General features: G+C 70.7%; 17 protein-coding genes. 6 read left to right on the forward strand and 11 right to left on the reverse strand.

All coding sequences use genetic code 11. From position 1 onward, the window contains the following. Nucleotides 1–37 precede the first annotated feature (37 nt). The 3 genes from ACFU8W_RS15600 to ACFU8W_RS15610 all read right to left on the reverse strand — a co-directional run bounded on the left by ACFU8W_RS15600 (nt 38) and on the right by ACFU8W_RS15610 (nt 4565). Nucleotides 38–2008, reverse strand: coding sequence for a SpoIIE family protein phosphatase (locus ACFU8W_RS15600; RefSeq protein ID WP_384036700.1), 1971 nt, complete (start codon nt 2006–2008; stop codon nt 38–40). Between the two features lie 371 nt (nt 2009–2379). Continuing rightward, nucleotides 2380–3096 (reverse strand): DUF402 domain-containing protein, encoded by a 717-nt coding sequence (locus tag ACFU8W_RS15605; protein ID WP_384036703.1) that lies wholly within the window; start codon nt 3094–3096, stop codon nt 2380–2382. Nucleotides 3097–3140: 44 nt separating this feature from the next. Next, complete coding sequence (locus tag ACFU8W_RS15610; RefSeq protein ID WP_384036706.1) at nt 3141–4565, reverse strand: class II fumarate hydratase; 1425 nt, start codon at nt 4563–4565, stop codon at nt 3141–3143. 106 nt (nt 4566–4671) lie between these two features. Between ACFU8W_RS15610 and ACFU8W_RS15615 the strand changes: the two genes are divergently transcribed. Continuing rightward, complete coding sequence (locus ACFU8W_RS15615) at nt 4672–6201, forward strand: ricin-type beta-trefoil lectin domain protein (RefSeq protein WP_384036709.1); 1530 nt, start codon at nt 4672–4674, stop codon at nt 6199–6201. 53 nt (nt 6202–6254) lie between these two features. Here the strand turns inward: ACFU8W_RS15615 and ACFU8W_RS15620 are convergent, their stop codons facing one another. Further along, nucleotides 6255–7583 carry a M18 family aminopeptidase gene (locus tag ACFU8W_RS15620; RefSeq protein WP_384036712.1) on the reverse strand — a complete coding sequence of 443 codons (1329 nt, stop codon included), beginning with the start codon at nt 7581–7583 and terminating at the stop codon, nt 6255–6257. Between the two features lie 304 nt (nt 7584–7887). Next, a complete protein-coding gene (locus ACFU8W_RS15625) occupies nt 7888–9078 on the reverse strand; it encodes an MFS transporter (RefSeq protein ID WP_384037136.1) in 1191 nt (396 codons plus the stop codon). A gap of 154 nt (nt 9079–9232) precedes the next feature. Between ACFU8W_RS15625 and ACFU8W_RS15630 the strand changes: the two genes are divergently transcribed. After that, the gene (locus ACFU8W_RS15630) at nt 9233–10219 is read left to right on the forward strand and encodes a LuxR C-terminal-related transcriptional regulator (protein ID WP_384037139.1); all 987 of its coding nucleotides are present in this window, start codon (nt 9233–9235) and stop codon (nt 10217–10219) included. 109 nt (nt 10220–10328) lie between these two features. Here the strand turns inward: ACFU8W_RS15630 and ACFU8W_RS15635 are convergent, their stop codons facing one another. Continuing rightward, a complete protein-coding gene (locus tag ACFU8W_RS15635; RefSeq protein WP_345515310.1) occupies nt 10329–11996 on the reverse strand; it encodes a fumarate hydratase in 1668 nt (555 codons plus the stop codon). A gap of 227 nt (nt 11997–12223) precedes the next feature. Here ACFU8W_RS15635 and ACFU8W_RS15640 point away from each other — a divergent pair, with 227 nt between their 5' ends. Together ACFU8W_RS15640 and ACFU8W_RS15645 are read left to right on the forward strand one after the other, a co-directional pair. Further along, nucleotides 12224–12898 carry a DUF1707 domain-containing protein gene (locus tag ACFU8W_RS15640; RefSeq protein ID WP_266981999.1) on the forward strand — a complete coding sequence of 225 codons (675 nt, stop codon included), beginning with the start codon at nt 12224–12226 and terminating at the stop codon, nt 12896–12898. A gap of 167 nt (nt 12899–13065) precedes the next feature. Next, nucleotides 13066–13437, forward strand: coding sequence for a WhiB family transcriptional regulator (locus ACFU8W_RS15645; RefSeq protein ID WP_384036716.1), 372 nt, complete (start codon nt 13066–13068; stop codon nt 13435–13437). Nucleotides 13438–13598: 161 nt separating this feature from the next. On the opposite strand, the gene glpX is transcribed toward ACFU8W_RS15645, so the two are convergent. After that, nucleotides 13599–14630: a class II fructose-bisphosphatase gene (gene glpX, locus ACFU8W_RS15650; protein ID WP_345515312.1), complete on the reverse strand. Its 1032-nt coding sequence runs from the start codon at nt 14628–14630 to the stop codon at nt 13599–13601. Between the two features lie 167 nt (nt 14631–14797). On the opposite strand from glpX, the gene ACFU8W_RS15655 reads away from it, so the two are divergent. Beyond that, nucleotides 14798–15316 (forward strand): DUF4245 domain-containing protein, encoded by a 519-nt coding sequence (locus tag ACFU8W_RS15655; protein ID WP_345515313.1) that lies wholly within the window; start codon nt 14798–14800, stop codon nt 15314–15316. Between the two features lie 90 nt (nt 15317–15406). On the opposite strand, the gene ACFU8W_RS15660 is transcribed toward ACFU8W_RS15655, so the two are convergent. The 4 genes from ACFU8W_RS15660 to ACFU8W_RS15675 form a co-directional block, all read right to left on the reverse strand. After that, complete coding sequence (locus ACFU8W_RS15660; protein WP_384036720.1) at nt 15407–15997, reverse strand: malonic semialdehyde reductase; 591 nt, start codon at nt 15995–15997, stop codon at nt 15407–15409. Nucleotides 15998–16188: 191 nt separating this feature from the next. Beyond that, a complete protein-coding gene (locus ACFU8W_RS15665; protein WP_384036723.1) occupies nt 16189–16446 on the reverse strand; it encodes an exodeoxyribonuclease VII small subunit in 258 nt (85 codons plus the stop codon). A 66-nt stretch (nt 16447–16512) separates the two neighbouring features. Beyond that, complete coding sequence (xseA, locus tag ACFU8W_RS15670) at nt 16513–17724, reverse strand: exodeoxyribonuclease VII large subunit (protein ID WP_384036727.1); 1212 nt, start codon at nt 17722–17724, stop codon at nt 16513–16515. A gap of 111 nt (nt 17725–17835) precedes the next feature. Next, the gene (locus tag ACFU8W_RS15675) at nt 17836–19182 is read right to left on the reverse strand and encodes an APC family permease (protein WP_384037142.1); all 1347 of its coding nucleotides are present in this window, start codon (nt 19180–19182) and stop codon (nt 17836–17838) included. A gap of 115 nt (nt 19183–19297) precedes the next feature. On the opposite strand from ACFU8W_RS15675, the gene ACFU8W_RS15680 reads away from it, so the two are divergent. After that, nucleotides 19298–20323, forward strand: a complete 1026-nt coding sequence (locus ACFU8W_RS15680; protein ID WP_384036730.1) for a 4-hydroxy-3-methylbut-2-enyl diphosphate reductase — start codon at nt 19298–19300, stop codon at nt 20321–20323. Nucleotides 20324–20442 lie beyond the last annotated feature (119 nt).

A 20442-nucleotide genomic window follows, 5' to 3' on the forward strand; every position in this document is an offset into this window, starting at 1 on the left:
CCCTATTTGTCCAAATGTGGCGAGGTGGTGTCTCCTCCTACTGGCTGCGGGTCGGCATCTCGAACCAGACGACCTTGCCGGTCGACAGCCGGGTCGCCCCCCACCGCCTGGCCAGCCGGTTCACCAGGAACAGCCCACGGCCGCCCTCGTCCATGTCGCGTGCCCGGCGCTGCCGGGGGAGCTGCGGGGCGTCGTCACCGACCTCGCAGCGCAGGATGTCGGTCCGCAGCAGCCGCAGCGTGACCGGCCGCTCCGCGTACCGCACCGCATTGGTGACCACCTCGCTGACCAGCAGCTCCACCGAGTCCGAGAGTTCGTCGAGCCCCCACCGGCCGAGCGCCCTGCGGGCCAGCCGGCGGGCCCGTCCGGGGGCGGAGTCCTCCGGTTCCAGGAACCAGTACGCGACATCGCTCGGCGCGATCCCGTCGAAGCGGGCGGCGAGCAGCGCGATGTCGTCGTCCCGGTCGCCGGGGCCGAGCATGTCGAGCACGTCGTCGCAGAGCGCCTCCAGCGGCGGCGAATGGTCCGGTCCGGTGAGCCGGGCGGTGGCGGCGAGCCGTTCGCGCAGCTGTTCGATCCCGGTCCAGACGTCCCGCAGCCGGGACTCCACCAGACCGTCGGTGTACAGCAGCAGCGTGGCGCCCGAGGGCGCGTCCAGCTCGACCGCCTCGAAGTCGACCCCGCCGACGCCGATCGGGGCACCGGGCGGCACCCGCAGCACCTCGGCGCGGCCACCCAGGTGAAGCAGGACGGGCGGCGGGTGCCCGGCGTTGGCGATGGTGATCCGGTGAGCGACCGGGTCGTAGACCGCGTACAGGCAGGTCGCCATGCGGTCGCTGCCGAGTCGCTGTGCCTGCTCGTCGAGGTGGTGCAGGACCTCCTGCGGCGGCAGGTCGAGCCCGGCGAGGGTCTGCGCGGTGGTACGCAGCTGCCCCATGATCGCCGCGGAGGTCATGGAGTGGCCCATGACGTCGCCGACGACCAGGGCGACCCGGCTGCCGGGCAGCGGGATCGCGTCGTACCAGTCGCCACCGACCCGGGCGGTCTCGGCGGCCGGAAGGTAGCGGGAGGCGAGCCGGACACCGGTGGGCTGCGGCAGCGAGTCGGGCAGCATGGTGCGCTGCAGCTCGTCGGCGATGTACGCCTCGCGCCCGTACAGCACGGCCTTGTCGATACCCAGCGCGGTGTGCGTCGCCAGCTGCGCGGCCACCAGCAGATCGTTGGCCTCGAAGGGGGGCCGCTCGGTCCCGCGCAGGAAGACGGCAGCACCGATCACCCTCCGGCGGCCGCGCAGCGGGGCGAGGATCGCCCGGTGGCCGGAGGGTACGGTGCGCCCGGCGCCGAGCAGCTCGGGCAGGGCGACGCGGGCCGTCGCGGAGTCACCGAAGACGGGCCGTACGCCGCGCAGCACCTCGGCGAGCGCGCCGCCCGCCCGGACCTCGCAGAGCTCGGCCGCGGGCATCAGATCGGCGTGCGGGTCGAGGGCGGGCAGCCGCAGCCGCTCGCCCTCCGCGGAGGGCGAGGCCTCGGAGTCTTCATCGCTTAAACGCAGCCGGTCGGACCGGCGCAGCCGCAGCACGAACGGAGTGACGGGACGCTCGTCGCCGACCGGGAGCGGGTCGCGGAGGTAGACGAGTATGGCGTCGGAGAACGTCGGCACGCTGGCCCGGCACAGCCCCAGGACGATCTCGTCCAGGTCGATGCCGCGGGCGATCCGGCGGGTCGCGGCGCCCACGAAGCGCAACCGGTCGCCCTCGCGGCGGGCCACCGCCTGCGGGTCCGGTCCGGCAGCGGCGGCGCTCGGCGCGGTCGCCGGGTTCGGTGCGCCGGCGGGGCCGGGAATCGCCGTGGGGTTCGAGCCGGAGCCGGGCGCCGGGGCCGGCCCCGGGATCGCTGCGGAGGCAGGCGCGGCCTGCGGCGCGGCATCCTGCTGCCGTGGCCGGGTGCGTTCCTGTGACCGGGCGGCGAGAGGCTGCCGGCCTTCGTGGGAGGTGGGGTGCTCCGTCACGCGTGGGGTTCCGTCCGTCCGGGCCGGTTGTATGAGGCAATCACCTTGTGGGGCGCCACTGTGCCCCGGCAAGAGCGGCGATGACAACGGCTGTCACCGCATGCCCCGCTCGACGGGGCCGAAACCGTATGCCTGCGAGGTGTGTAGGTGACAACGTTTCCGGCGCGTGGGCGGCGGACAGCGTGCACGTCTCCACCCCCTCGTCGTGGTCCATGCGGTTCTTGCGACTCATACAACTGATGCGGCTCATGAAGATCGTGCAACTCGTGCGATGACTTGCGGTCAGGTCCTGCGCCGCGCCCGCCGGTTGAAGCGGAGCAGCCCTCCGGAGGACGATCCTACGTTTGCCCCCCTGGGGTGCATCAAGGGTCTCACGACGGCATATGCGAGGGCGTACGGTCCCAGTCATCCGGCAGCGCGGGTACCCGCCACTGCGGATCGGGCCGCCAGTTCTCCCAGCCGTCCCGGAACGGCGCCCCCCACGCGCCGATCACGCGGACGGCCGCGCGGCCCGCCTCCCGTACCCGCCGCGCGGTGTCCCGGTCCATCAGCCCGACCCGCTGCGCCTGCGCGAACTCGTCCTCGTCCAGCCAGCGCCAGCTGCGGTCGGGGCTGACGGCGATGTCGAGGAAGTGATCCTCGGAGTCGATGCCGCCCGCCCAGCGGGTGCGCGGTTCCTCCAGGTTCACGTACCAGTTGCGAAAGCTCCAGCCGCGGTCCCAGAACAGCCAGACCGACCAGGGTTCGCCGGGCCGGGCGAGCTTGAGCACGCCGGTGCCGAACCAGATCGAACGGGCGGTGGTACGGGGCGCGGTGTACCGGGTGGCGAGCGGCTCGGCGTGCACATTGGTGCCGTCGGCGAGGACCGGCTTCACGCATTCGGTGCCGGGTGCCATCCACACGGCGAGCAGCTCGGCGGTGTCCTGGACCACGGTGACGGGACGGCAGATGTGGACCGGGCTGTGGGCGCGGCCGGGCGACCGCGGACCGTTGCCGCGGTAGCGCCACAGAATCTGATCACCCGGCGCCCAGAACCCGGTCTCCCCGGGCTCGACTTCTCCGGGTTCGCTGTCTCCGGTACCTGCCATGGAGTGATCTTAGGGATGCGCCCGCCCGGTCGCTGCGATCCACGTCACGGGCGGGTCATACGCAACACGTCGAGTGCCTCGTCGAGCTGTTCCACCGTGAGATCGCCGCGCTCCACATACCCCGAGTCCAGCACCACTTCGCGGATCGTCCGCCGCTCGGCGAGCGCCTTCTTGGCGACCTTCGCCGCCTCCTCGTAGCCGATGTACTTGTTCAGCGGCGTGACGACGGACGGCGAGGACTCCGCGTACTCCCTGGCCCGCTCCACGTCGGCGGTGATGCCGTCGACGGTGCGGTCCGCCAGTAGCCGGGAGACGTTGGACAGCAGCCGGACGGACTCCAGCAGATTCTTCGCGATGACCGGCAGCATGACATTCAGTTCGAAATTGCCCGCCGCGCCCGCGACGGCGACCGTCGCGTCGTTCCCCATCACCTGGGCCGCGACCATCAGCACGGCTTCGGGAATGACCGGATTCACCTTCCCCGGCATGATCGACGAACCCGGCTGGAGGTCGGGAAGACTGATCTCGGCCAATCCGGTGCGCGGCCCGGAGGCCATCCAGCGCAGATCGTTGCAGATCTTGGTGAGCGAGACGGCGATCGTACGGAGCTGGCCGGACGTCTCGACGAGCCCGTCCCGCGCGCCCTGCGCCTCGAAGTGGTCACGGGCCTCGGTGAACGGCAGTCCGGTGACCCGGGCGACCTCGGCGATCACGGCGGCGGAGAAGCCGGGCGGGGTGTTGATGCCGGTGCCGACGGCCGTGCCCCCCAGCGGCAGCTCGGCGAGGCGCGGCAGCGATGCGTACAGCCGCTCGATGCCGTACCGGATCTGCGCCGCGTAGCCGCCGAACTCCTGGCCCAGCGTCACCGGCGTGGCGTCCATCAGGTGGGTACGTCCCGACTTCACGACCGCCGCGAACTCGACGGACTTGCGCTCCAGGGCGGCCGCCAGATGATCCAGCGCCGGGATCAGCTCGCCGGTGACGGCGGCGGTCGCGGCGATGTGGATGGAGGACGGGAAGACGTCGTTGGACGACTGCGAGGCGTTGACGTGGTCGTTGGGGTGGACGTCGCGGCCGAGGCGTTCGGTGGCGAGGGTGGCCACGACCTCATTGGTGTTCATGTTGGAGGACGTGCCGGACCCGGTCTGGAAGACATCGATGGGGAAGTGCGCGTCCCAGCGGCCCTCGGCGACCTCGGCGGCAGCGTCCTGGATCGCGCCGGCGATGTCCGGGTCGAGCACCTTCAGCTCGGCGTTGACCTTCGCCGCGGCCGCCTTGATCCGGGCCAGGGCCTCGATGTGCGCCCGCTCCAGGCGTTGGCCGGAGATCGGGAAGTTCTCCACGGCTCGCTGCGTCTGGGCCCGCCACCGGGCGTCCGCGGGGACCTTCACCTCGCCCATCGAGTCGTGCTCGATGCGGTAGTTCTCTCCGGCTGTGCCGCTGTCCGCCGGGACCTGTGCGTTGTTCATGTGGTTCAACCTCCTGAAAAAGTTGAGCACTTGTCTTGTTCTGTGTATTCCCAAGTTGCGTACCGACCAGTAAATACCGGGGGTAACCACAACCCAGGGAGGCGCAATGAGGCGCACCAGGCACAGACTTCGCTGTACGGTCGCGGCCGCGGCGGCCATGGCGGCGGCGTTCGGCGGCATGGCCGCTGCCGCCGGACCGGCAGGCGCGGCAGACCGGTCCGGTACCACCACTACCGCATCGACCCCCCTCTCGCCCGAGCTGGAGGCCATCCGCGCCGCCGAAGCCACCCAGCTGTACGGGAGCCCGGCCGAGCGCCCGCTCGCCGACCGCAGGACCGGGCTGATCTCGCTCGGCGACAGCGAGATTTCCGGCGAGGGCGTCGGGACGTACGAGGCGGGGACGAACGGCCCCGACAACTGGTGCCACCGATCGCCCGACTCCGCTATCCACCGCACCGGGATCCCGGCCGACGTCACGTACAACGTCTCCTGTTCCGGCGCGTACACCGGCAACATCGTCATCGGCGGCTCGAAGCAGTACGCCGACGAGCTCGTGCAGAGCGACAACCTCGCCATCAAGGCGCGCAACACCCGCATCAAGATGATCGTGCTCGTGGCCGGCGCCAACGACGACCTCCAGTTCGGCCCGGTCATGACGGACTGCGTCGAACGCTGGGTCCTCCTCCAGGGCGCCTGCCAGCCGAAGTACGAGGGCGGCTGGCAGGCGCGTGTCGACGGGCTCGTTCCCAAGGTCGAGCAGACCGTCCGCGATCTGAAGACCGTCATGTCCGACGCCGGCTACAGGAGCAGCGACTACAAGCTCGTGGTCATGGGCTATCCGAGCCCGATCGGCCCGGATTTCTACGACAACCCGAACTTCCCCGGCAAGCTTCCCGGCGGCTGCGCCGGATACGACTCCGACGCCGCCTGGGGCCGTAACGCCGCCGTCCCCGCCTTCGAGCGCGGGATGCGGAAGGCCGCCGCCGACACCGGAGCCGTCTACCTCGACAACTCCCGTCTCTTCCACGGCCACGAGGTCTGCAGCGAGTCCACCTGGGCCCGCGGTCTCTACATCGACCTCTCGCACTTCCCGCCGGACTCCAACTCCGTCCGGCAGTCCTTCCACCCGAACGCGAACGGGCACGCGGCCTTCGCATCGTGCCTGACCCAGATCTACAACTCCGGTCTGCGCGAGGCGAGCTGCGCCGACCCGGCCGGCGCCGGAAAGCCGGTCCTGGAGCCGGCTGCCTGGGACTCGCTCTTCAAGCCCCTCAAGAACGAGGCCACCGGCACCTGTGTGGACGTCCCCGCCTCGGTGACCCGTAACAACACCCCGATCGGCGGCTGGGACTGTCACGGCGGCCGCAACCAGGGCTGGTGGTACGACACCGCCCGCAAGAGCATCCACACCGAGCTGAGCCACGACCGGTGCCTCGATGTGCCGGGCGCCGACTACAGGGCGGGCGCCACGGTCATCCTGTGGAACTGCTCGGGCGCGGCCAACCAGCAGTTCGTCAGGCAGTCGGGCACCGTGCGCCCGGCCGCGTCGACCGGCCTGTGTCTGACGCTGGCGGCGGCCAAGGACCCGCTGAAGCTGCAGGCGTGCGACGGGACGGCGAAGCAGCGCTTCGCGTAACGGCCGACGGGGGCAGGGCGGCCGCCCGGTGCGATCGCCCTGCCCCGTTCCGCTCACCGGCCCGCGGCCTCGCTCACGAACGCTCCCAGTACGGCGGCCAGATACCCCGGATCGTCCGCCCCGCACAGCTCGCGCGCCGAATGCATGGAGAGCCCCGGCACCCCCACGTCGACCGTCGGGACGCCCAGCCGGGCCGCGGTGAGCGGGCCGATCGACGTGCCGCACGGCATCGCGTTGTGGGAGACGAAATGCTGCCACGGTGCGCCGGCCCGTTCGCACGCCGACGCGAAGACCGCCATACCGGTGCTGTCGGTGGCGTACCGCTGATTGACGTTGACCTTGATCACCGGTCCGCCGTTGGGCAGCGGGTGGTGATCCGGGTCGTGTCGTTCCGCGTAGTTGGGGTGGACCGCATGCGACATGTCGGCGGAGACGCAGAAGGTACCCGACAAGGCGCGCGACCAGTCCTCGGAGCTTCCGCCGCGCGCGGCGACCGAGCGGCTGAGGAGCCGCTCCAGCAGCGGGCTCTGCGCACCCGTCTCGGAGCCGCTGCCGACCTCCTCGTGGTCGAAGGCCGCCAGGACGGGGATGTACGAGGGCGGCTCGGCGCCCGTCGCCGCGTCGGCCAGGGCGGTGACGCCCGCGTGCACCGACACCAGGTTGTCCAGCCGCGACGAGACCACGAACTCCTGCTCCACGCCCAGGTATCCGGGCGGCTGGACGTCGTGCAGCATCAGGTCCCAGCCCAGCACATCGGCCGGGTCCACCTCGGCCGCCGCAGCCACCCGGCGCACCAGCGCGCCGTCCTCGGGTGCGCCGAGCGACCACAGCGGGGCGACATGGCGCTGCCGGTCGAGCGCCAGACCGTCATTGACCGTACGGTCCAGATGGATCGCCAGCTGAGGTACGCGCAGAATCGGTTCGTCGATCCGGACGAGCCGCGACGTGGTCGCGCCACCACGGCCGCGCAGCGCGAGCCGCCCGGATATCCCCAGGTCCCGGTCGAGCCAGGTGTTGAGCGGGACTCCGCCGTAGATCTCCACGGCGATCTGGCGCCAGCCCGCCGAGCCGGTGTCGGGGGTGGGCTTGACTCGCAGATTCGGTGAGTCGGTGTGCGAACCGATGATCCGGAACGGCGTGTGGGCGGGGACGCCTTCGGGGACGTACCAGGCGATCAGCGCGCCGCTGCTGGTGACGAAGCTGCCGCCGGTCGTGCCCGTCCAGTCGGCCGTGCCGTGCAGCTCACGGAAGCCGGCCTTCTCCAGCCGCTGGGCGGCCTCGGCCACCGCGTGGTAGGGGGACGGGGCGGCGCCGATGAAGGCGAGCAGGTCGTCGGAGTGGCTGCGGCGGCTGGCGTGGCTGAGACGGGGGGTCGGCGTCATACGGCGTCCACCTTTCCGGTGTTCGGTAGCGAGAGTGAGGGGGTGGAGCGGGGTGGCACGCGGGTGGAGGCGCGGCCGGCGGCGCGGGGAATCGGCGGAGTGCTCCGGGAACGTCCACCAACCCTTGGCGCGGTCCCGGAGCGACGCAAGCCCGATCCGCTGCTCCCTGCGTGAAAGCGGCGGTGCGGGATTGTCGCGTTCGAGGCCCCGTCGCAGGGGTCGCTGGGAGGAGGGCACAGCGGCGCGGGGTCCAGGGCGCAGTCCCCGCCTGCTCCGATACGGTCCGCGGCTCCCGCAGGTGGTCTCAAGATTGGCTGAATCCCGTCCCTCTGCGCAGCCCTGCCACCCGGAGCACGAACACCAGCGCGACGAGGATCGCTGCCCCGTGGGACCACCCGACCACGGTCAGCGGGGTGTAGCGGTCAAGTGCCGCCGCGACAAGGATCATTCCGACACCGAAGCCGAGATTCTCGAACGTCGCGGAGAGCCCGAAGGCGTGACCGCGCGGGCCGGCCGGGAGTGTCTGCAGATGCGAGGTGTACGCGACCTCCGTGAACCCGTCCGCCGCGCCCGCGACAAGCGCGATCACGGCCGTCGCGACGAGCGGGAACCCCGCGAACGCGAGGATGAAGGCCCCGGACATCACGATCGTGCCGTAACCGAAGCCCAGCGCGCCCACCGACCGGCCGGTGCGCTTCGTGTACCGCTGGATCACCTGCTGCGCGAGGACGTTCCCCACCGCCCACAGACACCAGAAGGAGCTGACGAACACCGCGGGGTGCGAGGGGTCGAGGTCGGCGGAGTGGACCGGCAGGCCCGCGTTGTGGGACGAGGAACCGAAGGCGTCCACCCCGCGCAGCGCCACCATCAGACCGAGACCGGGCGCGGCGGCCAGCGCGGCGAACGCGCCAGGCTTCCCCGACCGCCGCCCCGCCCGCTCCGCGGCCTCGCCCGTCCCGCCCCCGCCCGCGACCGGCAGCAGCGCCACCGTCACGGCACACAGCACGAACGTGACCATGTCCACCACGAACGCGGCGGTGTACCCGACCAGCGACACCACCACACCCGCCGAGGCGAAACCGGCCACCATCGCCAGCGAACGCCCGGTGATGGAGAGAGAGTTCGCCCATCCGCGCCGCTCCTCGTCCACCATCTCGGGAATGGAGCTGCGCAGCGCCACCATGAACAGCGTTCCGCAGGCACCGATCACGACGGACACAGTCACCAGCGCCGCTGTCCGCAGCCCGTCCGGCGCGAGGATCAGCAACAACATCACGGCCGCCTGCGCCGCGTTCGTCCAGAGCATGACGGCCTTGGCCGTGAAACGCGCGAGCAGCGAGCCGGCCGTCATGCCGGCGACGAAGCCGGCACCCAGCCGTACCGCCATGAACAGCCCCATGGCGATCGCCCGACCCGTCGTCTCGTAGACGAACAGATTGAGCGCCACCATATTCAGGAACGTGCCGTAGGAGGAGACGGCGTATCCGGCGACCAGGAAGCGATAACGCCGCTCGCCGCGGGCCGAGTTGTCCGGCCGGTCGGCCGAATGGTCGGGGGAGTGGTCGGTGCGGAGCGTCACCCGCACATAGTGGTCGAGTAACCGCGAACCCGGATGTCGGCCCGTTTGCATGAATGTAATCTGCATGCTTGTGAAGGACGATCATTCCACCCCAGGCGCATGTGATTGCCGCGAATCGTCGTCGGACCGCCCCTGTGCCACCGCCCTGACGGCCTACCGGCGCGCCCTGATGGAAGGAAGGCTTCCGGAAACCGAGGCGCCCGCCTGTCTGCGTGCCCTCCAGCTGGTGGTGGCGGACCGCGAAGCGCCGGGCTCCCTGATCCCCGTACCGCCGGAGACGGCCTCCTTCGCCGCGCTCGGGCCCATCGAGGAGGCGATCGTCCGGCAGCGCCGGACCCTGCGCGCCACCCGCGCCGCCCTCGCCGCCTTCGAGGGGCCGTACGCGGATGTGCACCGGACGGAACAACCCGCCCTCAGCCGCCTCGCCGGAAGAGCCGTCATCAACAAGGCGCTCGACGCCGCCGTCGGGAGCTGCCGGGAGGAGCTGCTCACCGCGCAGCCCGGCGGCGGACGCCCCGCGCAGGTCCTGAGCGAGGCACTGCCGCGTGATCTGGCGATGCTGCGGCGAGGCGTGCGACAGCGGACGATCTACCAGCACACCGTCCGTACGCACCGCGCGACGCTCTCGTACATCGAGCAGGTCACGTCGGCCGGCGCCGAGGTGCGGACGCTCGCCGAGGTCGTCGACCGGGTCATCGTCTGCGACCGCGACGTCGCATTCGTCCCGGTCCACGAGGAGCCGCACACAGCCCTGCGGGTCCAGCACCCGGCCCTGATCGCCCTGCTGGTCCGGCACTTCGACCACGCATGGTCCCGCTCCGTCCCGGTCCGCCCGAAGGACGCGCCACCGCGCTCCCCGGCCATCACGTCCGACCTCCAGCGCACCATTCTGCTGGCGGTGGTCGGCGGCGAGACGGACGCGTCGATCGCCCGCAGGCTCGGCATGAGCCGCCGCAGCGTCGCCGAGCACATGCGCAAGGTCTCGGAACAACTGGGCAGCAACAGCCGCGCACAGCTGGGCTATCTGCTCGCCACGTCAGGACTGCTCGACACCTGAACGAAAGGGCGCGGACGCAGGCGGTCGGGCGCCGACTCCGTCACGGATGCGCCGCGGGGGCGCCCCGGCCGAAACCGTGACGCCCCCGAAGCGGGCCGATTCCTGCCGGTCAGGCGAGACCGGGACCGCGCACCGGAATGCTGGTGAACGTCGGCGCCGGAGCGGGCTCGGTGAAGAAGTCGTTGCCCTTGTCGTCGACGACGACGAACGCCGGGAAGTCCTCGACCTCGATCTTCCAGACCGCCTCCATGCCGAGCTCCTCGTACTCGACGACCTCGACCTTCTTGATGCAGTCCTGTGCCAGACGCGCCGCCGGGCCGCCGATCGAGCCGAGGTAGAAGCCGCCGTGCGCATCACACGCGTCGGTGACCTGCTTGGACCGGTTGCCCTTGGCGAGCATCACCTTGGAGCCGCCCGCCGCCTGGAACTGTGCGACATAGCTGTCCATGCGCCCGGCCGTCGTCGGGCCGAAGGAACCCGAGGCGTACCCCTCGGGCGTCTTCGCCGGACCCGCGTAGTACACCGGGTGGTCCTTCAGGTACTGCGGCATCTCCTCGCCCGCGTCCAGCCGCTCCTTGATCTTGGCGTGCGCGATGTCGCGCGCCACGACCAGCGGGCCGGTCAGCGAAAGGCGGGTCTTGACCGGGTACTTGGTCAGCTCGGCGAGGATGTCGTCCATCGGTCGGTTCAGATCGATCCTGACGACGTCACCCGCCTCGTCCAGGTGCTCGTCCGTGGTGTCCGGCAGGAAGCGCGCCGGGTCCTTCTCCAGCTGCTCCAGGAACACACCCTCGGCGGTGATCTTCGCGGTGGCCTGGCGGTCCGCGGAACAGGACACGGCGATCGCGACGGGCAGCGAGGCGCCGTGCCGGGGCAGCCGCACCACGCGCACGTCGTGGCAGAAGTACTTGCCGCCGAACTGCGCGCCGATCCCGATCTTCTGCGTCAGCTCGAAGACCTTCTCCTCCAGCTCCTTGTCCCGGAAGCCGTGACCGGTGGGGGAGCCCTCGGCGGGCAGCTCGTCCAGGTAGTGCGCGGAGGCGTACTTCGCGGTCTTCAGCGCGAACTCGGCCGACGTGCCGCCGACGACGATCGCCAGGTGGTACGGCGGGCAGGCCGCAGTTCCCAGCGAACGGATCTTCTCCTCCAGGAACTTCATCATGGAGGCCTCGTTCAGGACGGCCTTCGTCTCCTGGAAGAGGAACGACTTGTTGGCCGAGCCGCCGCCCTTCGCCATGAAGAGGAACTTGTAGGCGCCGCCGTCGGTGGCGTACAGCTCGATCTGGGCCGGAAGGTTCGAGCCGGTGTTCTTCTCCTCCCACATGGTGAGCGGAGCCATCTGCGAGTAGCGCAGGTTGAGCTTGGTGTACGCGTCGAAGATGCCGCGCGAGAGCGCCTCTTCGTCACCACCCGAAGTCAGCACGTTCTGCCCGCGCTTGCCCATGACGATCGCGGTGCCGGTGTCCTGGCACATGGGGAGGACGCCCGCGGCGGCGATGTTGGCGTTCTTCAGCAGGTCGAGCGCCACGAACTTGTCGTTGGACGACGCCTCCGGGTCGTCGACGATCCGCCGCAGCTGTGCCAGGTGAGCGGGGCGCAGGTAGTGCGAGATGTCGTGCATCGCCTCGGCGGCCAGGGTGCGCAGCGCCTCCGGCTCGACCTTGAGGAACGTACGGCCGTCGGCCTCGAAGGTCGAGACGCCCTCGGCGGTCACCAGCCGGTACGGCGTGGTGTCCTCTCCCAGAGGGAGCAGATCGGAGTACGCAAACTCTGGCATTACGGCCATTCCTCACTCGGCGACAGCGGCTGGCCTCCCTTGGACAGCGCACCCACCAGGGTAGAACGTTGCAAGGGTGCCGAAGCTGTGAGGTAAGGCTCAGTCGAACACACGCGGCCGCCCCGGGTGCGGCGGGCGCGACTCCCCGATCGGCCCGCCGTGCGCCCCGGGCCGATCCGGCGGAGAGGCTCTAGTCGCGATCTATCGCGTTTGGGTACGCTTGGCCGGTGGACCTCGAAAAGCACCCCCAGCAGCCCGCCGCCCCGGCGCAATCCGCGCCCGCGGGTATCCGTGCCTCCGACGCGGACCGCGACCGGATCGCGGACATCCTGCGCGATGCCATGGCCGAGGGCCGGCTGACCGCCGAGGAGCATGCCGAGCGGGTCGACGCGGTCTACCGGGCCAAGACCGTCGGTGAACTCGAACCGCTGGTACGGGATCTGCCGACCCCCGGAGGGGGCGCCCTGCCGTCGTCCGCCGCACCGTACGCGTACGGCCCCGAGGCCCCCACCGGCCCGGCCGACAACCTGGTGGCGATCTTCAGCAGCTCCACCCGCAAGGGCCGTTGGCGGGTCGGCGGCCGTACGAACGCCTTCTCGCTCTTCGGCAGCGTGGAGATCGATCTGACCGAGGCGCTTTTCGGCCAGAGACTCACCGTCATCAACGCGACATCCATCTTCGGAAGTGTCGAGATCAAGGTCCCGGAGAACATCTCGCTGCGCGGCAGTGGGACGGGCGTCTTCGGCAATTTCGAAGTGGTCACACTGGAATCCGCAGACCCGGAAGCACCAGTGGTCATCGTCAACGGCTATTCGGTCTTCGGCAACGTCGAGGCGAAGCCGAAGCGCGGGAAACTGATTACGGATCTCCACAACAAGCTGCGCAAACACCTCGGCCACTGAACCACGGCACGTCGCGCCGGTCCGCACCGTGTCAATCAGGCCAATTTTCCGATCGATCACCATTTCGCTGCCCGGAACCCGGTGCCACTCAGTGCATAGGCGCACGCACAGCGGGTAGGGACTGCTGCATCGTCTCTCGCTCGCGAAGCCGTCGTCAGGAGTAGACCGTGCTGCAACAGCCGCATCAGCCCCTGCAGGTCGCCGCCGTCCCCACCCAGCGCACCCCTGCTCGGGAGGACGAGGCCGGCCCCTGGCACTCGGAGGCGGTGTGCCGCCGGGACGAAGCCGGGCTGTTCTTCGCCCCGTCGAAGGAGCCGACTGCTGCCCGACTGTCACGAGAGGAGTCCGCGAAGCGGGTCTGCGCGCGCTGTCCGGTGATGATCGAGTGCCAGGAGCACGCCTTGGTGCAGCCCGAGCCGTACGGGGTCTGGGGCGGCCTCACCGCCGCCGAACGCCGTGTGGTGCTCGCCCGCCGCAGACGGCGCGAGATGGAGCTCAAGGCCGCTGCTTCGGCCGGCCACATCGCCGCAGCCGGCTGACCGGGGCGGACCTGACCTCAGCGGAGCGGAGGGGCCTCGCGGGGCGCGACGGGCCGCCCCCACCCGCCGTCGACGCGGAGAGGCGCCCCCACCGCACATGGGGGGCGCCTCTTCACGTTCTCCCGGCCGGGCGAGGCCCGCTCACGCGTGCCTCGCGCGGTCTACTGCGCGCGGTCGAAGTCGATCGCGCTGTAGGCACGCAGCTTCGACAGCCGGTGGGTCGAGTCGATCTTCCGGATCGTGCCGGACTTGGACCGCATGACGATCGACTCGGTGGTCGCCGTCTCGCTGCGGTACCGCACGCCGCGCATCAGCTCACCGTCCGTGATGCCGGTCGCGACGAAGAACACGTTGTCGCCGCTGACCAGGTCGTCCGTGGACAGCACCCGGTCCAGGTCGTGCCCGGCGTCCAGCGCGCGCTGCCGCTCGGCCTCGTCCTTCGGCCAGAGCTTGCCCTGGATGACGCCGCCGAGGCACTTTATGGCGCACGCCGAGATGATGCCCTCGGGGGTGCCGCCGATGCCCATCAGCAGATCGACGCCGGTGCCCTCGCGGGCGGCCATGATCGAGCCGGCGACATCGCCGTCGGTGATGAACTTGATGCGGGCGCCGGTCTCCCGGATCTCCTTGACGATGCCCTCGTGGCGCGGGCGGTCCAGGACGACGACGGTGACGTCCTCAGGGGCGGAGTTCTTCGCCTTCGCGACCCGGCGGATGTTCACCGCCACCGGGGCGTTGATGTCGACGAAGTCGGCGGCCTCGGGGCCGGTGACCAGCTTGTCCATGTAGAAGACCGCGGACGGGTCGAACATGGAGCCGCGGTCGGCGGCGGCCAGTACGGCGATGGCGTTCGGCATGCCCTTGGCATTGAGGGTCGTGCCGTCGATCGGGTCCACGGCGATGTCGACCTCGGGGCCGGTGCCGTCACCGACCCGCTCGCCGTTGAACAGCATGGGGGCTTCGTCCTTCTCGCCCTCACCGATGACGACGACGCCGTTCATCGAGACGGTCGAGACGAGGGTACGCATGGCCTTCACGGCGGCGCCGTCGGCGCCGATCTTGTCGCCGCGGCCGACCCAGCGCCCGGCGGCCATGGCGGCGGCCTCGGTGACCCGGACCAGCTCCAGGGCCAGGTTGCGGTCGGGGGCCTCCGGGGAGACCTCTAGCTGGGACGGCAGATGATGCTCGGACATCGGAGCGCACCTTTCTGTACGACGACGACCGGAAGAGGGTGCTCTGACTCTATCGCCAGGTCGATAAAATGAGCAGACCGGGTCACTTATGAGCGGCAGGATGGGGTGGGTGCCGCGTCCTCCTGCCCCTCGGTCGGCCCCGTCGGACGTGATGCGACCATGGACCCGTGGCAAGCAAGCGAGGCAAGCAGACAGCGCGGGACATGATCCTGTCGATGGCGGTGATCTCCGCCGTCGCGGGGGTCGTTTACATTTTCGTCCCGCACGACGACCAGGCCAACCCGGTCAAGGCGGTCGACTACCGCGTGGAGCTCGTGACGGCCAGGCGCGCGGCCCCGTATCCGGTCGCTGCTCCGGCCGGTCTGTCCAAGGACTGGAAGCCGACCTCGGTCAGTTATGAGCGCGAGGCGGGCAACGGCTGGCACCTGGGCTTCCTCGACCCGGACGGCAAGTACGTCGCGGTGGAGCAGTCGACGTCCCCGGCGGAGAAGTACGTGTCCGAGGTCAGCCGGGACGCGCGGAACACCGGGCGCACGCAGCAGGTCGCCGGTGAGGCGTGGCAGCACTGGGAGGGCCCGAAGTACGACGCCCTCGTGCGCCACGACAAGGGCGCGACCACGGTCGTCACCGGATCGGCGTCGACGGAGCGGCTGGCGGAGATGGCCGCCGCGCTCAGGACGTCCTGAGCCGCGAGCCGGACGGCCCCGCATACGGGCGTACGGAGAAGGGCCCCGGAGCACATGCTCCGGGGCCCTTCTCCGTACGGCTGGAATGCCTCAGACGGTCGTGATGACCTCGTCGTAGGCGAGACGCGGCAGGCGCGGGAACCAGGCGTCCTCGCCCGGCTTGCCGATGTTGACGACCATCAGCAGGCTGTGGTCGCCGTCCAGGAACTCCTTCTCGATGCCCGCGGCGTCGAAGCCGGTCATCGGGCCGGCGGCCAGGCCGGCGGCGCGGACGCCCATGATGAAGTACGCGGCCTGCAGGGCGGCGTTCAGCGCGGCGGACGACTCGCGGACCGGGCGCTCGGAGAAGAACGCGTCCTTGGCCTGCGGGAAGTGCGGCATCAGGGCCGGGAGCTCCTCGTGGAACTCGTTGTCGGCGGCCAGGATCGCGACCAGCGGGGCGGTGGAGGTCTTCGGCTGGTTGCCCTCGGCCATGTGCTTCACGAGGCGCGCGCGGGCGTCGTCGGAGCGGACCAGGACGACGCGCAGCGGCGACTGGTTGAAGGCGGTCGGGCCGTACTTGACCAGGTCGTAGATCGCCTGGACCTGCTCCTCGGAGACCGGCTCGTCGGTGAAGGTGTTGGCGGTGCGGGCCTCACGGAAGAGGAGGTCCTGGGCAGCGGGGTCAAGAACGAGGGACATCTTGCGAATTACCTTCCGGGCGAATACGGATCAAGCGATACGGCGACCGTAACCGAGGGATAGGTTAACGTTCAACTAAAACCTGACCTGAGTGACCCACTCCACAATCGTGTGCGAAGTGCGCCCGGCCGCCCCGCCTTCTGACGAGGCGCACAACCACCGGGCGCGCCGGAACTATTCCGGGACCGGGCTCAGCCCGCGTCGCCCTGCCCGTCCGGCTGTTCCTTCCCGGGCTGGGCGAGCGCCTCGTCCAGCCGGGCCCGGGCACCCTGCAGCCAGTGCCGGCACACCTTGGCCAGCTCCTCGCCGCGCTCCCACAGCGCGAGCGACTCCTCCAGCGTCGTGCCGCCCGCCTCCAGGCGCCGCACGACCTCGATCAGCTCGTCCCGCGCCTGCTCGTACCCGAGCGTGTCCGTGGCGGCAGATGCCGTCGTCGCGTCGTCCGTCATGCGATCCACCCTATGTGTGAGGTACGACAACCAGGTCCGAGCCGGAACGGCGGGGCGGCGCGTACGTCATTCGGCCACCCGCACGGTGAACTCGCCCTCCGACACCCGCGCCCGCAGCTCGTCGCCCGGCGCCCCGGCGTCCGCCGGGGAGCGGACCACATGACCGTCCGGCCGCTGCAGCACCGCGTACCCGCGCTCCAGCGTCGCCGCGGGCGACAGCGCGACGACCCGCGCCCGGGTGTGGGCGAGCTCCGAGTCCGCCCGGTCCAGCAGATGGCCCAGCACCCGGCGGCTCCGCCCGGTCAGGGCGTCGACCTCCGCCGCACGCTCGTCCACCATCCGCTGCGGCTGCTGCATGGAGGGCCGGCCGAGCGCATGGGCCAGTCCCCGCTCCTCCCGGTCGAGCAGCCCTCGTACGGTCCGCAGGGCCCGGTCCCGCAGCTGCTGCACCCGTTCCAGCTCCTCGCCCACGTCCGGCACGACCTTCTTCGCCGCGTCCGTCGGCGTGGACGCCCGCAGATCCGCGACCAGGTCGAGCAGCGGGGAGTCCGGCTCGTGCCCGATCGCGGACACCACAGGCTTGCGGCACTCGGCGACCGTACGGATGAGCTGCTCGTCCGAGAACGGCAGCAGGTCCTCCACGCTGCCGCCGCCGCGCGCCACGATGATCACATCGACATCGGGCAGGTTGTCCAGCTCCTTCACCGCCTGGACCACCTGGTTCACCGCGTGCACGCCCTGCACCGCGGTGTTGCGCACCTCGAAACGGACCGCGGGCCAGCGCCGCCGTGCGTTCTCCAGCACGTCGCGCTCGGCCGCCGACGCCCGACCGCAGACCAGACCGATCAGCTGCGGCAGGAACGGCAGCGGCTTCTTCCGGTCCAGGGCGAAGAGTCCCTCCGCGGCCAGGGACTTCTTCAGCTGCTCCAGCCGGACCAGCAGTTCGCCGATGCCGACCGGCCGTATCTCGGTGGCCCGCAGGGACAGCTGGCCGCGGGGCGCGTACCACTCGGGCTTGGCGAGGACGACGACCCGCGCACCCTCCGTCACCACATCCGCGATCCGGTCGAAGACCTGACGGAAGCAGGTCACGCTCACGGAGATGTCGTGCGACGGGTCGCGCAGCGTCAGGAACACGACCCCGGCACCCGGCCGCCGCGACAACTGCGTGATCTGCCCCTCGACCCAGACGGCGCCGAGCCGGTCGATCCATCCCCCGATCAGCCGTGACACCTCGCCGACGGGTAGCGGAGCTTCCGCGGACGTATTGAGAGCCATGCGAGCGAGCGTATCCGCCGCCACGGACAGCGAGGCAGCCCGACGACACGCGAGAGACCCCTTCCGGCCGCCCCACGACAGGGAGTGGGCTCCCTGTCGTGGGGGCAGCCGTCATGCAGCCGGGTGCCGCCCCCACTGCAGCGCCAGGACCACGATCCCCACCGCCAGCCAGAAGACCCCCACCACCTGCGCGCTCGCCGTCGCCTCCGCGATCACCGCGACCAGCACCCCCGCACCCACCACCGGCACCAGCACGTGCCGCCACCAGCTGGGCGGCCCGTCCATCCGGCGTACGGCGAACCAGCCGATCACCGACGCGTGCAGCAGTACGAACGCCGTCAGCGCACCGATGTCGACCACCGACACCAGATGGTCGAGGCCGTCGGCGCGCCGGGCCGCCCAGACCGCCGCCACCAGCGTCACGGCCGCGGCGATCAGGATCGCGGTCCGCGGTACCCCGGACCGCGGGTCGACCCGGGCCAGCATCGAGGGCAGCCGCTGCTCCCTGGCCATCGCGAACAGCAGCCGCCCCGCCGCCGCCTGCCCGGCCAGTGCCGCGAACGCCGCCCCGATCGCCTTGCTGACCGCTACCAGGTCGTGCAGCCAGGTGCCGACGGCGAAGTCCACCGTGTCGTAGAAGGCGGACCCCTGCCTGGCCGGATGGGCGGCCAGCTCCGCCGACGTCATCGGCTCCAGCAGGGCCGCCAGATAGCCCTGCGCCACGAACAGGACCCCCGCGATCACCAGACAGAACAGCACCGCCCGCGCCACCTTCTCCGAGCCCCCGGTGGCCTCCTCCGCGAACGAGGCGATGGCGTCGAAGCCCAGGTACGAGAGCACGGCCACCGACACCGCGCCCAGCACCGCCGACGTCGAGAAGCCGGAGTCCCCGGTGAACGGCGTCCACCAGCCGCGTTGCGCCCCGTCCCGCACGAGCACGACCACCGCCGACACCAGGAACACCCCCAGCACCGCGATCTCCATCGCCAGCACCGCGAAGCCGACCCGGGCGGCAGCCCGCACCCCCCACAGGTTGAGCAGCGTGGTGACGACCACCGCGAGCGCCGTCCAGACCCACCGCGACACCGACGGCACCAGCGAGTTCATCGCGATCCCGGAGAAGAGATAGGCGACCGCCGGGATCAGCAGATAGTCCAGCATCGCCATCCACCCGGCGATGAACCCGGGCCCCTCCCCGAGCCCCTTGCGCGCATACGCGAAGACCGAACCGGCCAGCGGCGCGACCCGCACCATCTGGGCGTAACTGAAAGCGGTGAACGCCATGACGACGGTCGCCACGACGTACACGAGCGCGACCGCACCGTCCGATTTCGCGTCGAGCGTGCCGAAGATGCCGACAGGCGCCATGGGCGCGATGAACAGCAGCCCGTACACCACCAGATCCCGGAACCCGAGCGTCCGGTGCAGTCCCGCCCTGTCCGTACCGCTGCCGGCCATGAGCCCTCCGTAGATCGCGCGGACACAGTCGCGTACGGGGCGTACGTGGCGTACGTCGCGTATGGGCAAGTCTCCCGACCCGGCTGATCCCGCGCCTGTTCGGCACGGCCTTACGATGGGACGCATGACTGCTACGCCCAGCCCGTCACCCGCCACCGACCCGAGTGCGGGCGCCACGCGCCGCGTCCTGCTCGCCGCGCCCCGTGGCTACTGCGCGGGCGTGGACCGTGCCGTGATCGCCGTCGAGAAGGCCCTGGAGCAGTACGGGGCCCCGATCTACGTCCGCCACGAGATCGTGCACAACAAGTACGTCGTGCAGACGCTGGAGAAGAAGGGCGCGATCTTCGTCGACGTCACCGCGGAGGTCCCCGAGGGCTCCATCGTGATGTTCTCCGCGCACGGCGTCGCACCGACCGTCCACGCCGAGGCCGCCGAGCGGGGGCTCGCCACGATCGACGCGACGTGCCCGCTGGTCACCAAGGTCCACAAGGAAGCGGTCCGGTTCGCCAAGGAGGACTACGACATCCTCCTGATCGGCCACGAGGGCCACGAGGAAGTCATCGGCACGAGCGGCGAGGCGCCCGACCACATCACCCTGGTCGACGGCCCCGAGGACGTCGCCCGTGTCTCCGTGCGCGACGAGTCGAAGGTCGTCTGGCTCTCCCAGACCACGCTCTCGGTCGACGAGACGATGGAGACGGTGGACGCGCTGAAGGAGAAGTTCCCGCAGCTCCTCTCGCCGCCGAGCGACGACATCTGCTACGCCACGCAGAACCGCCAGATCGCGGTGAAGAAGCTGGCCGAGGACGCCGAGCTGGTCATCGTCGTCGGCTCCAAGAACTCCTCGAACTCGATCCGCATGGTCGAGGTCGCCCTCGACGCGGGCGCCCCCGCCGCCCATCTGGTGGACTTCGCGCACGAGATCGACGAGGCCTGGCTGGAGGGCGTCACCACGGTCGGCCTCACCTCCGGAGCCTCCGTCCCCGACGTGCTGGTCGACGGCGTACTGGAGTGGCTGGCCGAGCGTGGCTACGCGGACGTGGAGACGGTGAAGACGGCCGACGAGTCGATCACCTTCTCGCTGCCCAAGGAGCTCCGCCGGGACCTGCGCGCAGAGGCTGCAGCGCTCTCCGCGAAGTAACGACCTGGTGCAGGAGGCCGCGCACGTGGGTGGGGCGGCCTCTCACCCGTCCATCACCCCCCGGGGCGCGGGCCCGTGCCCCGGGAAGTGGGGCGCGGTGCGGCGCGGGCCCGTACCGT

The organism is Streptomyces sp. NPDC057565, assembly GCF_042801455.1.
GTDB classification, from domain to species: domain Bacteria; phylum Actinomycetota; class Actinomycetes; order Streptomycetales; family Streptomycetaceae; genus Streptomyces; species Streptomyces yanii.

Bases quoted from the DNA above. Each gene is read 5' to 3' on its own strand.
- ACFU8W_RS15605 (WP_384036703.1), bottom strand. From the start codon at position 3,096: ATGGCAGGTACCGGAGACAGCGAACCCGGAGAAGTCGAGCCCGGGGAG.
- ACFU8W_RS15610 (WP_384036706.1), bottom strand. From the start codon at position 4,565: ATGAACAACGCACAGGTCCCGGCGGACAGCGGCACAGCCGGAGAGAAC.
- ACFU8W_RS15615 (WP_384036709.1), top strand. From the start codon at position 4,672: ATGAGGCGCACCAGGCACAGACTTCGCTGTACGGTCGCGGCCGCGGCG.
- ACFU8W_RS15620 (WP_384036712.1), bottom strand. From the start codon at position 7,583: ATGACGCCGACCCCCCGTCTCAGCCACGCCAGCCGCCGCAGCCACTCC.
- ACFU8W_RS15635 (WP_345515310.1), bottom strand. From the start codon at position 11,996: ATGCCAGAGTTTGCGTACTCCGATCTGCTCCCTCTGGGAGAGGACACC.
- glpX (WP_345515312.1), bottom strand. From the start codon at position 14,630: ATGTCCGAGCATCATCTGCCGTCCCAGCTAGAGGTCTCCCCGGAGGCC.
- ACFU8W_RS15660 (WP_384036720.1), bottom strand. From the start codon at position 15,997: ATGTCCCTCGTTCTTGACCCCGCTGCCCAGGACCTCCTCTTCCGTGAG.
- ACFU8W_RS15665 (WP_384036723.1), bottom strand. From the start codon at position 16,446: ATGACGGACGACGCGACGACGGCATCTGCCGCCACGGACACGCTCGGG.
- xseA (WP_384036727.1), bottom strand. From the start codon at position 17,724: ATGGCTCTCAATACGTCCGCGGAAGCTCCGCTACCCGTCGGCGAGGTG.
- ACFU8W_RS15675 (WP_384037142.1), bottom strand. From the start codon at position 19,182: ATGGCCGGCAGCGGTACGGACAGGGCGGGACTGCACCGGACGCTCGGG.
- ACFU8W_RS15680 (WP_384036730.1), top strand. From the start codon at position 19,298: ATGGGACGCATGACTGCTACGCCCAGCCCGTCACCCGCCACCGACCCG.